Origin of the sequence: Kineococcus haloalkalitolerans (assembly GCF_050871905.1) — a bacterium.
Classification (GTDB): Bacteria; Actinomycetota; Actinomycetes; order Actinomycetales; family Kineococcaceae; genus Kineococcus.
Genome location: NZ_JBJLSH010000069.1, coordinates 1 through 13,563, shown reverse-complemented (window position 1 = coordinate 13,563; position 13,563 = coordinate 1). Strand labels below are relative to the sequence as shown.

11 protein-coding genes and 2 pseudogenes are annotated in these 13,563 nt (G+C 76.9%); 3 read left to right on the top strand and 10 right to left on the bottom strand.

Features of this window, described 5'->3' with window-relative positions:
* Positions 1-161: 161 nt before the first annotated feature.
* Positions 162-1,361: an L-talarate/galactarate dehydratase gene (locus ACRYMY_RS18630; protein WP_432548711.1), complete on the bottom strand. Its 1,200-nt coding sequence runs from the start codon at positions 1,359-1,361 to the stop codon at positions 162-164.
* Positions 1,362-1,490: 129 nt separating this feature from the next.
* Here ACRYMY_RS18630 and ACRYMY_RS18625 point away from each other — a divergent pair, with 129 nt between their 5' ends.
* Entirely contained in the window at positions 1,491-2,399 is a 909-nt protein-coding gene (locus ACRYMY_RS18625; RefSeq protein WP_432548708.1) for a LysR family transcriptional regulator, read from the top strand.
* Here the strand turns inward: ACRYMY_RS18625 and ACRYMY_RS18620 are convergent.
* The 7 genes and pseudogenes from ACRYMY_RS18620 to ACRYMY_RS18590 form a co-directional block, all read right to left on the bottom strand.
* On the bottom strand, positions 2,386-3,342 hold the full coding sequence (locus ACRYMY_RS18620) for an oxidoreductase (RefSeq protein ID WP_432548707.1): 957 nt from the start codon (positions 3,340-3,342) through the stop codon (positions 2,386-2,388). The two genes, ACRYMY_RS18625 and ACRYMY_RS18620, sit on opposite strands and share 14 nt — an antisense overlap.
* A 13-nt stretch (positions 3,343-3,355) precedes the next feature.
* Positions 3,356-4,480 carry a GuaB3 family IMP dehydrogenase-related protein gene (locus tag ACRYMY_RS18615; protein ID WP_432548706.1) on the bottom strand — a complete coding sequence of 375 codons (1,125 nt, stop codon included), beginning with the start codon at positions 4,478-4,480 and terminating at the stop codon, positions 3,356-3,358.
* Positions 4,481-4,584: 104 nt separating this feature from the next.
* Positions 4,585-6,024, bottom strand: coding sequence for an IMP dehydrogenase (gene guaB / locus ACRYMY_RS18610; protein ID WP_432548710.1), 1,440 nt, complete (start codon positions 6,022-6,024; stop codon positions 4,585-4,587).
* Between the two features lie 124 nt (positions 6,025-6,148).
* Positions 6,149-7,528, bottom strand: coding sequence for a hypothetical protein (locus ACRYMY_RS18605; RefSeq protein ID WP_432548705.1), 1,380 nt, complete (start codon positions 7,526-7,528; stop codon positions 6,149-6,151).
* The gene (shbA, locus tag ACRYMY_RS18600) at positions 7,525-8,109 is read right to left on the bottom strand and encodes an RNA polymerase sigma factor ShbA (protein ID WP_432548709.1); all 585 of its coding nucleotides are present in this window, start codon (positions 8,107-8,109) and stop codon (positions 7,525-7,527) included. The genes ACRYMY_RS18605 and shbA overlap by 4 nt, the downstream gene beginning before the upstream one ends.
* 214 nt (positions 8,110-8,323) lie before the next feature.
* On the bottom strand, positions 8,324-8,935 hold the full coding sequence (locus tag ACRYMY_RS18595; RefSeq protein WP_369055757.1) for a response regulator transcription factor: 612 nt from the start codon (positions 8,933-8,935) through the stop codon (positions 8,324-8,326).
* Positions 8,936-10,021: 1,086 nt separating this feature from the next.
* Positions 10,022-10,219 (bottom strand): annotated as a pseudogene (locus ACRYMY_RS18590) (MerR family transcriptional regulator); the annotation flags it as partial.
* Positions 10,220-10,713: 494 nt separating this feature from the next.
* Between ACRYMY_RS18590 and ACRYMY_RS18585 the strand changes: the two are divergent.
* Positions 10,714-11,016, top strand: coding sequence for a WhiB family transcriptional regulator (locus tag ACRYMY_RS18585; protein ID WP_369055758.1), 303 nt, complete (start codon positions 10,714-10,716; stop codon positions 11,014-11,016).
* Positions 11,017-11,146: 130 nt separating this feature from the next.
* Here ACRYMY_RS18585 and groL read toward each other — a convergent pair whose 3' ends face one another.
* On the bottom strand, positions 11,147-12,763 hold the full coding sequence (gene groL / locus ACRYMY_RS18580) for a chaperonin GroEL (protein WP_432548704.1): 1,617 nt from the start codon (positions 12,761-12,763) through the stop codon (positions 11,147-11,149).
* A gap of 96 nt (positions 12,764-12,859) precedes the next feature.
* Complete coding sequence (gene groES, locus ACRYMY_RS18575) at positions 12,860-13,156, bottom strand: co-chaperone GroES (RefSeq protein WP_369055760.1); 297 nt, start codon at positions 13,154-13,156, stop codon at positions 12,860-12,862.
* A gap of 214 nt (positions 13,157-13,370) precedes the next feature.
* Between groES and ACRYMY_RS18570 the strand changes: the two are divergent.
* Positions 13,371-13,563: pseudogene (locus tag ACRYMY_RS18570) on the top strand (hypothetical protein); the annotation flags it as partial.

Sequence of the window (13,563 nt, the reverse complement as noted above, 5' to 3'; positions counted from 1 at the left end):
CCCCCCCCCCCCCCCCCCCCCCCCCCCCCCCCCCCCCCCCCCCCCCCCCCCCCCCCCCCCCCCCCCCCCCCCCCCCCCCCCCCCCCCCCCCCCCCACCCGCCCCCCCCCCCCCCCCCCCCCCCCCCGGAGGGGTGGGGAGCGGTCGGGAGCAGAGGGGGGGTCAGGAGGGGACGGGCGCGCCGAACTCGGCGGTCTCGCTCGTCCAGGCGCGCGCCCGCTCCGACAGGCTCAGCCCCAGGCCCGGGCGCGAGGGCACGACCATGCGCCCGTCGCGCAGCTCCAGCCGCTCGTTCCACAGCGGCTCCAGCCACTCGAAGTGCTCCACCCACGCCGTGTGCGGGTACGTCGCCGCCAGGTGCACGTGGATCTCCATCGCGAAGTGCGGCGCCAGGCTGACGCCGGCGACCTCCGCGAGCGTCAGCAGCTTCAGGAACGGCGTGATGCCGCCGACGCGCGGGGCGTCCGGCTGCAGGTAGTCCACCGCGCGCAGCCGCAGCAGCTCCTGGTGCTCGGCGACGCTGGCGAGCATCTCGCCCGTGGCGACCGGGGTGTCCAGGGCGGCGGCCAGCGCGGCGTGCCCCTCGGCGTCGTGGGCGTCCAGCGGCTCCTCGATCCACTCCAGGCCGAAGCGCTCCAGCGCGCGGCCCATCCGCAGGCCGTCCTGGCGGTTCCACTGCTGGTTGGCGTCGACCATGAGCGTCACGTCGTCGCCCAGCGCCTCGCGCACGGCGGCCACGCGCGCCAGGTCGGCCTTCTTGTCCGGCTGGCCGACCTTGAGCTTGATGCCGCCGATGCCGCGCTCGACCGCCGCGCGGCAGTTGTCCACCAGGGCCTCGACCGGCACCGACAGGAACCCGCCGGAGGTGTTGTAGGCGGCGACGGTGTCGCGGTGCGCGCCGACCAGCTTGGCCAGCGGCAGCCCCGCCCGGCGGCCCTTGAGGTCCCACAGCGCGACGTCGAAGGCGGCGATGGCCTGCGTGGCCAGGCCGCTGCGGCCCACCGAGGCGCCCGCCCACACCAGCTTCGTCCACAGCCGGGCGGTGTCGCTGGGGTCCTCCCCCAGCAGGTCGGGGGCGATCTCGCGGGCGTGGGCGAACAGCCCGGGCCCGCCGGCGCGCTTGGAGTAGCTCCAGCCCAGACCCGTCAGGCCGCTCTCGGTGACGACCTCGGCGAACAGGAACGCGACCTCGGTCAGCGGGCGCTGCCGGCCGGTGAAGACCTTCGCGTCGCTGACGGGGTTGCCCAGCGGCAGCGTCGCCCGCGACAGGCGGACCCCGGTGATGCGGTCGGTGCTGGCCTCGCCGCGGCCCAGGTGCAGGCCGGCGAGGTCGGGGACGACGGTGTGGGTCTGCAGCGTCATCGCGGCGGTCTCCAGGTGAGCGGTCCGGTCGAGGTCGCGCCCACCGTAGGGAGGGCGGGTCATGCCCGTCCAACATCGATCAGGCATGACCCGGTGCACGAAGAGCATCGCGACTGCCACGATGGACCCGTGGACTACACGCTGGAGCAGGTCCGCGCCGTCGTCGCCGTCGCCGACACCGGCCACTTCGGCCGCGCCGCGCAGTCCCTGTCGCGCACCCAGCCGCCGCTGAGCCGGGCCGTGCAGAAGCTCGAGGCGGCCGTCGGCGCGCGCCTGTTCGAGCGCACCCCGCGGGGGGCCGTCCTCACCGCCGCCGGGGCCGCGTTCCTGCCGCACGCGCGCCGGCTGCTCGCCGAGGCCGCCGACGCCGGCGCCGCGGCCCGCGAGGCGGCCGCCGGGCGCACGGGCCGGGTGCGGGTCGGCTTCACCGTCCTGGCCGGGCTCACCGTCCTCGGCGAGCACCTGGCCCCGGCCCGCGAGCACCTGCCCGGGGTGCGCCTGGAGCTGGAGGAGGCCGACTCCCGCGCGCAGCTGGCCGCGCTCGCCGCGGGCACGCTCGACCTCGGTCTCGTCCGCGGCCTGCCGCCCGGGACGGACCTGCGGGCCCGGCTCGTGCGCTCCGAGCGCCTCGTCGCCGCCGTCCCCGCCGCCCACCCGCTGGCCGGGCGGGCGTCGGTCACCCTCACCGACCTGGCCGCGCACCCGCTGGTCACGCACTCCGCGGACCTGGCGCCGGCCCTGCACCGCCTCGTCGACGCCGCGTTCACCGCCGTCGGCGCGCGCCCGCCGGTGGCCGCGACCGCCAACCAGGTGCACACCCTGCTGGCCCTCGTCGACGCCGGTGTCGGCGCCGCCGTCGTGCCCGCCGGCGTCCTGCGCCTGCGGCTGGACGGCGTGCGCTACCTGGAGCTGGACGAGGGGGACGGCCACCGCCCCGACCGGCACCGCGCCGAGCTGTTCCGCGTCCACCGGCCCGACCCGGCGCCGGCCCTGCGCGCCCTGCTGGACGTGCTGCCCGCCGGGGTCAGCCGCGCTTGAGCTCGGCCGGGTCCACGCCCGTCCACTCCGCCGAGCGCGCCCACAGCCACGCCGCGTCGCCGGGGTCGTGCGCGGCGGGCGGGACCTGCACCCGCACCGGGAACCCGCGCGCCTGCCCGGGCCCGTCCGGGCCGAAGCAGTCCCCGCCCGCCGCGGACGGGTCCGTGGCCGCGCGCAGCAGCGGCCAGGCGCCCTGCGAGGCCGGCTGCCCCAGCACCCGCGACACCCGCTCGGCCACCGCGCGCACCAGCCGGCCGCGGTCGCGCACCGGTCCGGAGGTCGTCAGGTTCGTGTGCGCGACGCCCGGGTGGGCGGCCACCGACAGCAGCGGCAGGCCCGCGGCCTCCGCCCGGCGCTGCAGCTCCGCCGCGAACAGCAGGTTCGACAGCTTCGAGCGCCCGTACACCCGCCAGCGCCGGTACCCGCGCTCGCTCTGGTAGTCCTCGCGGTCCAGCCGGCCCGAGCGCGCCGCGACGCTGGAGACCGTCACCACGCGGCCCCCGCCGCCGGACAGCAGCGCCGGCAGCAGCAGGCCCGTCAGCGCGAAGTGGCCCAGGTGGTTGGTGGCCACCTGCGTCTCGAAGCCGTCCACGGTGCGGCCCGGCGGCGGCGCCATGACGCCCGCGTTGTTGACCAGCACGTCGACGCTGGAGCGCCGGCGCAGCACGTCCGCGGCCGCCCGGCGCACGCTGGCCAGGTCCGCGGTGTCCAGGGCCACGACCTCGACCGAGGCCTCCCGGCCGGAGTCGGCCACGTCGCGGCGCAGCCGCTGCACGGCGGCGCGGGCGCGCTCGGAGTTCCGGCAGGCCATCAGCACGTCCGCCCCGCGGCGGGCGAACTCCGTGGCCACCACCAGGCCCAGGCCCGAGTTGGCGCCCGTGACGAGCACCGTGCGGCCCGTCTGCGGGCCCATCGCGTCCGGCGTCCAGCGCTGCTGCGTCACGGCGCGCCGCTCCTCAGCGCGTCGGCTGGTAGGGCGAGACGACGACCTCGACGCGCTGGAACTCCTTCAGGTCCGAGTAGCCCGTCGTGGCCATCGAGCGGCGCAGCGCGCCGACGAGGTTCGTGGTGCCGTCCGCGGCGCGGCCCGGGCCGGTGAGGATCTCCGCCAGCGGCGCGACCGTCCCGACGTGGACGCGCTCCCCGCGCGGCAGCACCGCGTGGTGGGCCTCCGGGCCCCAGTGCCAGCCGCGGCCGGGGGCCTCGGTGGCGCGCGCCAGGGCCGCGCCCAGCATGACGGCGTCCGCGCCGCACGCCACCGCCTTGACGATCTCGCCGCTGGTGCCCATCCCGCCGTCGGCGATGACGTGCACGTACCGCCCGCCCGACTCGTCCATGTAGTCGCGGCGCGCGGCGGCCACGTCGGCCACCGCGCTGGCCATCGGGGCGTGGATGCCCAGCGTCGTGCGGGTCGTGTGCGCGGCGCCGCCGCCGAAGCCGACCAGCACGCCCGCCGCGCCCGTGCGCATCAGGTGCAGGGCCGCGGTGTAGGTGGCCGCGCCGCCGACCACGACCGGCACGTCCAGCTCGTAGATGAAGCGCTTGAGGTTCAGCGGCTCGCTGCTGCCGGACACGTGCTCGGCCGACACCGTCGTGCCGCGGATGACGAACAGGTCGACACCGGCGTCGACGACGACCTTCCAGAACTCCTGCGTGCGCTGCGGCGACAGCGCCCCGGCCACCGTGACGCCCGCCGCACGGACCTCCGCCAGCCGGGAGGTGATGAGCTCGGCCCTGACCGGCTCGGCGTACAGCTCCTGCATGCGGCGCGTGGCCACGGCCGGGTCCAGGCCGGCGATCTCCGCCAGCAGCGGCTCCGGGTCCTCGTAGCGGGTCCACAGGCCCTCGAGGTCGAGCACCCCCAGCCCGCCCAGGCGGCCCAGCGCCACCGCGGTCGCCGGGGAGACCACCGAGTCCATCGGCGCGCTCAGCACCGGGATGTCGAAGTGGTACGCGTCGATCTGCCAGGTGGTCGACACGTCCTCCGGGTCGCGCGTGCGCCGGCTCGGGACGACGGCGATGTCGTCGAAGCTGTAGGCGCGCCGTCCCCGCTTGCCGCGGCCGATCTCGATCTCCTGCACGCGCGCAAGGCTACCGGCCGGGCCCGGGGGCACCCGGCCGCCGTTCCCGGCCCCCGCGCGGGGGCCGGGGACGGCGCGGCGTCAGCGCCCCGAGCAGTCCCGGTTCAGCGCCCCGAGTAGTTGGGGGCCTCGACCGTCATCTGGATGTCGTGCGGGTGGCTCTCCTTCAGCCCCGCCGCCGTGATCCGCACGAAGCGGCCCGTGCGCTGCAGCTCGGTCACCGAGCGGGCCCCCGCGTAGAACATCGACTGCCGCAGCCCGCCGACCAGCTGGTGGGCCACCGCTCCCAGCGGCCCGCGGTAGGGCACCTGGCCCTCCACGCCCTCGGGCACGAACCGGTCGTCGGAGGCCACGTCGTTCTGGAAGTAGCGGTCCTTGGAGAACGAGCGCCCGCCCTGGCGGGTCTGCTGCGCGCCCAGCGAGCCCATCCCGCGGTAGCTCTTGAACTGCTTGCCGTTGATGAACACCAGCTCGCCGGGGCTCTCGTCGCAGCCGGCCAGCAGCGAACCCAGCATCACCGTGTCCGCGCCCGCCACCAGCGCCTTGGCGATGTCGCCGGAGTACTGCAGCCCGCCGTCGCCGATGACCGGCACGCCCGCCGGGCGGGCCGCCTTCGCCGCCTCGTGGATCGCCGTCACCTGCGGCACGCCCACGCCCGCCACGACGCGCGTCGTGCAGATCGAGCCGGGGCCCACGCCCACCTTGATGCCGTCCACGCCCGCGTCCACCAGGGCCTGCGCCGCCGCCCGCGTGGCCACGTTGCCGCCCACCACGTCCACGTGCGCGACCGCGCTGTCGGACTTCAGCCGCGAGATCATCTCCAGCACCGCGCGCGAGTGCCCGTGCGCCATGTCGACGACCAGCACGTCGACCCCGGCGTCCACCAGCGCCATCGCCCGCTTCCAGGCGTCCTCGAAGATCCCGATGGCGGCGGCCACCCGCAGCCGGCCGTCGGCGTCCTTGGTGGCCAGCGGGTACTGCTCGCTCTTGGTGTAGTCCTTCACCGTGATCAGCCCGGTGAGGCGGTCGCGCTCGTCGACGATCGGCAGCTTCTCGATCTTGTGCTTGCGCAGCAGCTGCACCGCGTCGGCCGGGGAGATCCCCCGCGGGGCCGTCACCAGCGGCATGCGCGTCATGACGTCGCGCACCGGGCGGGAGAAGTCGTCCTCGAAGCGCAGGTCGCGGTTGGTGACGATGCCGACGAGGGTGCCCTCGCCGTCCACGACCGGCACGCCCGAGATGCGGTAGCGCGCGCACAGCGCGTCCACGTCGGCCAGCGTCGCGTCCGGGGTGGTGGTCACCGGCTGCGTCACCATGCCCGACTCCGAGCGCTTGACCAGGTCGACCTGGGCGGCCTGCTCGTCGGCGGACAGGTTGCGGTGCAGCACGCCCAGCCCGCCCTGGCGGGCCATCGCGATGGCCATCCGGGACTCGGTGACGGTGTCCATCGCCGAGCTGAGCAGGGGGATGCGCAGGCTCACGCGCTTGGACACGCGCGTCGAGGCGTCCACCTCGGAGGGGACGACGTCCGACTCCCCCGGCAGGAGGAGGACGTCGTCGTAGGTGAGACCGGTGAGGGCGAACGGATCGCGCTCGGCCCAGTCGGCCCACCCGGTGTCGTGGCTGTCGTCCGCGGTCCTGTCGGGGTGCACGCTCACACCCTCGATGCTACGGCGCCGCCGGTGCCGCTCCGTCCGCGCTCGGGACCTGCGGGTCCGTGGGGCTGGACGTCGTCGTGCCCGTGGGCACGGCCGTGCCCGTGGGCGACGACGGCTGCGGCGACGGGGAGGGCGAGGGGACGGCCAGCGCCGTGCTCGGCGTCACCACCGGACCCTCGCCCTGCTGCCCGCCCGGCGAGGTGACCGGAGCGGTCGGCGTCCCGCCGGGGACCTCGGTGGGCCCGGGGGCCGCGGTGTCGCCGGGCGTGCCCGTGGGCTCCTCGCCCGGCGAGCTCGTCGGCGGGACGCTCGTCGGCGGGGTGCTCGTCGGCGGGGTGCTCGTCGGCGGGGTCGTCACCGGGGGCGGCGTCGTGGGCGTCACCGGCGGCGTGCTCGGCGTCACCGGCGGCACGACCGGGGACGGGGCCTGCGTCGGCGGCCGCGTCGGGGACGGGGCCTGCGGCGAGGTCTGCGTCGGGGTCGGCGCCGGGGCCTGCGTCTGCGGGGGCGCGGACGGCGACGGCTGCGCCGGCGTGGTGGCCGGCGGGCGGGTCGGGGCGGTCGTCGGCCCGTCCGTCGCCGGCGGCCGCGTCGGCGCGACCGTGCTCGGCGGGTACAGCAGGACCGGCGCCAGGACCGGCGCCGCCGTGCGGGACGCGCGCACCAGCTCGGGCAGCTTGGTCGCGGCGGGCGCGCCGGGCACCGCCGCGGGGTCGTCGGCGGCGCCCGCGCCGACCGCGACGGCCGCTCCCCGGCTGATCTCCAGGAACGCGCTGCTGGCCTCCGCGACGAGCGCCGGGTCGGCGCCGCCGGACTCCAGCAGGCGCACCAGGTCGCGCACGCGCTGCACGGCGACGTCGGTCTCCCCCGCGCTGGCGGCGGCCGACGCGCGGGCCACCTCCTGCTGCACCAGCTGGTCGCGGCTGGGCCCGAACACCTCGTACACCTGCGTCGGCAGCCACGAGGGCACCTGCCGCTCGGTGGCCAGGCTCTCCTCGACGGTGGCCGGGGCGCGGTGGGTGGCGGCCGCGGCGGCCGTCCCGCCCAGCAGCGCGAGGGCGGCCGCGACGGCCGCACCGCCGCGCGCGGCGCGCCGCAGGGTGCGGCGGCGGGCGGTGAGCACCCGCAGGTGACCGGCGCGCACCTCCCCCGGCGGCTCGGCGCCCGGCGCGGGCAGCTCCTCCGGCAGCTGCAGCGGCCGCACGCCCGCGGTGCGCGGGTCGGCGTGCAGGGCGTAGCCGTCCAGGACGCGCGCGAGGACGTCGCGCAGGTCCTCCTCGGTGGCGGTGTGGCTGCCCAGGCGGTCCAGCAGCGCGTCGGTGGCCAGCAGCTCGGGCACGGTGGGCGCGGCGTCGCGCTGCTCGCGCAGGTGCCCGCGGCGGCCGGTCACGACGTCACCCGCAGGGAGGCGTCGGCCAGGGCGGTCTTGCGCAGCCGCTGCACGGCGCGGTGCTGGGCGACGCGGACGGCGCCGGCGGTCATGTCCAGGGCGCGGCCGGTCTCCTCGGCGGACAGCCCCGCACCCACGCGCAGCGTGATGATCTCGCGCAGCTTGGGCGGCAGCGTGTCCAGGAGACGGCCGACGGTCTCGGCGTCGAAGGCGTCCAGGGCCAGCTGCTCGGGGCCGGGCTCGGCAGTCGCGGCGTCGGGGACCTCGTCGGTGGGCACCGGCGCCCGGTAGGAAGCCCGCTGCGCGTCCGCGACCTTGTTGGCCGCGATGCGGTACACGAACGCCTCGAACGGGCGACCCGTGTCCTTGTAGCGGGGCAGTGCCGTCAGCACGGCGATGCAGACCTCCTGTGCTGCGTCTTCCGCAGCGTGATCGGCACCGGGCATGCGCCCGAGCCGAGCCCGGCAGTAACGGTGGACGAGGCGGCGCACCGCTGCCAGGAGGTCGGCGACCGCGCCCTGCTCCCCCGTCAGGGCGCGGGCCGCCAGTTCCTGGAGCCCCCCGGCATCCACCCTGTCCATCGGCGGGGCGGCCGGTCCCGTTACACGGTCCCCGGGAGGGTCCTCCAGCGGGTCCTCCAGGGGGTCCTCCAGGGGGTCCCCGTCGAGGTCGTCGCGGGGCCCGGGGGCGTCCTCGAGGACGTCGACGGCGTCACCGGGGGCGCCTGCAGCGGCGCGCCGATCGGCGTCCGCTGCAGGCCGGCCTCCGGCCTCGTCGCCCCCGGGGCTCACCCGCCTACCGTACGAGACCCCAGCGGAATCCCACAGCCACCGCCTGCGCGCGGTCGGCGGCCTCGAGCTTGCGGAAGAGGCGGCGGGCGTGCGTCTTGACGGTGTCCTCCGACAGGAACAGCTCGCGCCCGATCTCGGCGTTGCTGCGCCCGCGGCTCATCCCGACGAGCACCTGCTGCTCGCGCTCGGTGAGCGCGGGGGCGCGGCCGGTGGGCACCGCGCGGGTGCGCGCGCCACCGCGGCGGCGCGAGACGTCCTGCAGCGCCTGCAGGACGGCCGTGGCGAGCTCCTCGCGCGAGACGTCCTTGACCAGGTAGCCGCGGGCGCCCGCGGCGACCGCGCGCGCCACCCCGTCGCCGTCCTCGGCCATGGTGGCCATGAGGACGTTGGCCTCGGGGTGCCGGGCGAGCAGGCGGCGCGCCGCCTCGACCCCCCCGATGCCGGGCATCCGCACGTCCATCACGACGAGCGAGGGACGCTCGACGGGCCAGCGCTGCAGCGCCTCCTCGCCCGACGACGCACCGACGACCCGGGTCACGCCGGGCACCGCGGCGACCATGCGACGCATGGCCTCGCGGGCCAGCGGCAGGTCGTCGCAGACCAGTACCGTTGCCACCGCCTTACCTCTTCCCTGTTCCGGTGGAGCGGGCCGTCCGTGGCACCGCTGCGAGCGCGCGGGAGGCGGCTCACGGAAGTGTCATCGGCACACCGGTCCGGTGACCTGAGCCCGTCGCGCGAGGCGGTGGCACCCGCTGGCCGGGTGGTGGCGCGGTGCTGGCGCGGTGGGGCGGCCCGGTGCTGGCGCGGTCGCGCGGCCCCGTCCTGCGGTCGATCAGGCGGTGACGGCCGCCAGGCAGCGGGCGACGGCCTCGGTGAGGGTCGCGGCCCGCTCGCACCCGGCCGGCACGTCCCCGGACCAGGCCGTGCCGCACAGCACGACCAGGGGCGCCGGGCGCACCCGCAGCAGCGGGTCCAGGTCGGCGGTGGAGCGGGGGACCCGCGCGTGCAGCAGCACCGCGGGCGGGCGGGCGCGGCGCACGGCCGCGGCGAGCATCCGCACCGGCACGCCCGCGCCGGTGGTGCGGCTGCCGGCCCCGGCCTCGGCCAGGGCGCCGGCGGCCGCGCGCAGCAGCAGACCGGCCGACGGCTCGGCGACGGCGGGTCCGGCGGGCGCCTCCAGGGTGGCCAGCAGCACGGCCCGCTCGGACTCCAGCACCGCCGTGGCGCGCAGCGCGCGGTCGACGGCGGCGGTCAGGGCGGTGTCGCGGGTGGCCAGGGCCGGCGCCAGGACGGCGTCCCAGGCGGCGGCCGCGCCGCGGGCGCGCAGCTCGTCGCCGAAGCGGTCGGCCAGGCTCTGCACGGCCCAGTCGCCGACGTCGGCGGATCCCGGGGCCCGCGGTGGCGCCTCCACCTCGTCCGCGTCGTCGGCGTCGTCCTGAGGGTCGTCCCGCGCGTCGTCCTGCGGGTCGTCCTGCGGGTCGTCCCGGCCGGCGCGGGGAGCGGGCGGCCGGGCGGTCACCGCGGGCTCCGGCGAGCCCGGCGCCAGCGGGGCCGCCAGCCCGCGGGAGGGGTCCAGGTCCCCGCCGGGGCCGGCGATGGCGGCGGCGTCGGTGACGGCGGCGTCGATGACCGAGGCCGGGATCGTCGAGACGCTGGCCAGGGCGAACCCGCCGTCGCCGACCGCGGTGGTCGCGGCGATGCCGGCGGCCTCGGCGGGCGCCACGCCCTCCAGGGTCAGGCGGCGCATGACGACGAGGCGGGCCAGGTCGGTGGCCGAGTAGCGCCGGTGCGCGCCCGCGGTGTGCTCGGAGGGGCCGAGGCCGTAGCGCCGGTCCCACGTGCGCAGGGTGGCCGGCGCGACGCCGAGGCGGCGCGCGACGGCGGCCACGGTCAGCGTCATGCGGGGGGCCGTGCGCGCACCGGACCCCTCGGTCGGCGAGGGCACGCCCCGATCCTGCCCGCCGGCGCCGGCGGCTGCCAGCCGACCCGGCGGGGCGCGGCCCACCGGGCCCCGTCGCCGGCAGGACGCGCCGCCGGGCGCTCCGGCGGGCGCTCCGGCGGGCGCTCCGGCGGGCGCTCCGGCGGGCGCTCCGGCGGGCGTCCCGCGCCGGAAAACGCTTCACGAACCGGTCACGCCCCGGTCGCGGGTCGTCGCGGCGGGTACCGCCCGGTCACCGGTCGGCCAGGGGCTGTTCACGCGTTCGCCACCGCAGGTCAGCGGCGCCGCGCCGACCGACCGCACCAGCGGAGCCGGGCGAGTGGCGCGATCCCGTGTGGCGCAGATCGCTCCAGACAGGGCCTTGAACAACTTCTGGCGCGGTTGTAGGTTCATCCACGTCCTCGTGACCGCCGCACCCGCGGTGGACGCCCCGCCCCCTCGAAGAGGAGCGCACCATGGCTGAGATCTCCCGCCTCCCCGGTCCCGTCGCCGACATCTGGGAGTGGCAGCTCGACGGCTCCTGCCGCGAGGCGGACCCCAACCTCTTCTTCCACCCCGAGGGCGAGCGCGGCCCGGCCCGCCGCAACCGCGACGCCGCCGCGCAGGCCGTGTGCGCCGCCTGCCCCGTCATCCAGCAGTGCAAGCAGCACGCCCTGAAGGTGCGCGAGCCCTACGGCGTGTGGGGCGGCCTGACCGAGGACGACCGCGAGGCCATCTACGCGGCGGAGCGCCGCCGCACCCTGCGCATCGCCAGCTGACAGCCACCCGCTCCGCCCGCGCGCGCGGTGGTGCGGCGCACGGCGCGGAGCGCGCCGGTCCCGCCGGGACCGACGCGAAGAGGCCCGGCCCCCTCGGGGGGACCGGGCCTCTCGCACGTGCGGGGCGGTGTCAGTGGCCGTGCCCGTGGCCGTGCCCGGCGGCCGCCGGCTCCTCCTCCTTCTTGTCCACCACCAGCGTGTCCGTGGTGAGGACCATGGAGGCGATCGAGGCCGCGTTGCGCAGCGCCGAGCGCGTCACCTTCACGGGGTCGATGACGCCCGCGGCGACCAGGTCGACGTACTCGCCGGTCGCGGCGTTGAGGCCGTGGCCCGGCTGCAGGCCGCGGACCTTCTCCACGACGACGTAGCCCTCCTCGCCGGCGTTCTCGGCGATCCAGCGCAGCGGCTCGGTGGCGGCGCGGTGCACCAGCTTGACGCCGGTCGCCTCGTCGCCCGTGGTCCCCAGGCCGTCCTCCAGGACGGACACCGCGTGGGTCAGGGCGCTGCCGCCGCCGGCGACGATGCCCTCCTCGATCGCGGCGCGCGTGGCGGAGACGGCGTCCTCGATGCGGTGCTTCTTCTCCTTCAGCTCCACCTCGGTGTGCGCGCCGACCTTGATGACGACGACACCGCCGGCGAGCTTGGCCAGGCGCTCCTGCAGCTTCTCGCGGTCCCAGTCGGAGTCGGTGCGCTCGATCTCCGCCTTGATCTGGGCGACGCGGCCCGCGACCTCGTCGGACGAGCCGGCGCCGTCGACGATGGTCGTGTCGTCCTTGGTGACCGTGATGCGGCGGGCGGTGCCCAGCACGTCGAGGTCCACCTGGTCCAGCTGCAGGCCGACCTCCTCCGCGACGACCTGCGCGCCCGTGAGGGTGGCGATGTCGCCGAGGATCGCCTTGCGGCGGTCGCCGAAGCCGGGGGCCTTGACGGCCACCGCGTTGAAGGTGCCGCGGATCTTGTTGACCACCAGGGTCGACAGTGCCTCGCCCTCGACGTCCTCGGCGATGATCAGCAGCGGCTTGGAGGCCTGCAGGACCTTCTCCAGCAGCGGCAGCAGCTGCTGCACCGTGGAGATCTTGCCCTGGTGCACGAGCACGTAGGCGTCCTCCAGGACGGCCTCCTGGCGCTCGGCGTCGGTGACGAAGTAGGGCGAGACGTAGCCCTTGTCGAACTGCATGCCCTCGGTGAAGTCCAGCTCCAGCGCCGTGGTGGAGGCCTCCTCCACGGTGATGACGCCGTCCTTGCCGACCTTGTCGAAGGCGTCGGCCAGCAGCTCGCCGACCGTGGCGTCCTGCGCGGAGATGGTCGCGACGTGGGCGATGTCGCCCTTGCCGTCGACGTCGCGGGCCAGCTCGAGCAGCTTGTCGTTGACCGCCTCGACGGCCTTGTCGATGCCGCGCTTGAGGCCGGACGGCGCCGCGCCCGCGGCCACGTTGCGCAGGCCCTCCTTGACCAGGGCCTGGGCCAGGACGGTCGCCGTGGTGGTGCCGTCGCCGGCGACGTCGTTGGTCTTGGTGGCGACCTCCTTGGCGAGCTGGGCGCCGAGGTTCTCGTAGGCGTCCTCCAGCTCCACCTCGCGGGCGATGGTCACGCCGTCGTTGGTGATGGTGGGAGCGCCCCACTTCTTGTCGATGACGACGTTGCGGCCGCGGGGGCCGAGCGTCACCTTGACGGCGTTCGCGAGCGCGTCGACTCCGCGCTCCAGGGACTTGCGGGCGGCGTCGTCGAACGCGAGCTGCTTGGCCATGTCGTTCCTTCCTCGGGGTCTTCCGGCTGTGCTGCGGAACGCGGACGCCCCGGTGCCCGGTTCACGGGCGCCGGGGCGTCGGGGTGCTGCCGCTGCTTACTTGGCGACCTTGGCGAGCACGTCGCGGGCCGAGAGGATCAGCAGCTCGTCGCCGCCGTACTTGACCTCGGTGCCGCCGTACTTCGAGTAGATGACCTTGTCGCCGACGGTGACGTCGACCGGCACGCGGTTGCCGTTGTCGTCCACGCGGCCGGGGCCGACCGCCAGGACCTCGCCCTCCTGGGGCTTCTCCTTGGCGGTGTCCGGGATGACGAGACCGGAGGCGGTCGTCTGCTCCGCGTCGAGCGGCTTGACGACGATGCGGTCCTCGAGCGGAGTGATGGAGACCGACACTGAGCGGCCCTCCCCTTCTGCTGTCGCGAACTCTGTACGGGGTGGTCGGTGGACGGGGTGGTGCGCGACCGTCGTCGCGGGTGCCGGCGGCACCGCCCCGCCGTTGGCACTCCCTGGTGCGGAGTGCCACCCGACGCTGGGCGTGACGCTAGCACTCCCGCCCCCTGAGTGCCAGACGCCCTCCCCCGGGCGGCGCTGCGGCAGCATGGGCCCCGTGGAGGCCCCCGAGGACGTGCAGGCGCTGACGTCGCCGGCGGGGCGGGCGCTGCTCGCGCGGCTGGCCGACGACCCCGCCGCCGGGCCCGGCGGGGACCCCCTGGCCCACCGGGAGCGGCTGCGGCCCGAGGGGCTCGAGCCGCACCTGGTGGCCCTGGCCAAGAACCAGGACCGGCTTCGGGGCCAGGGGG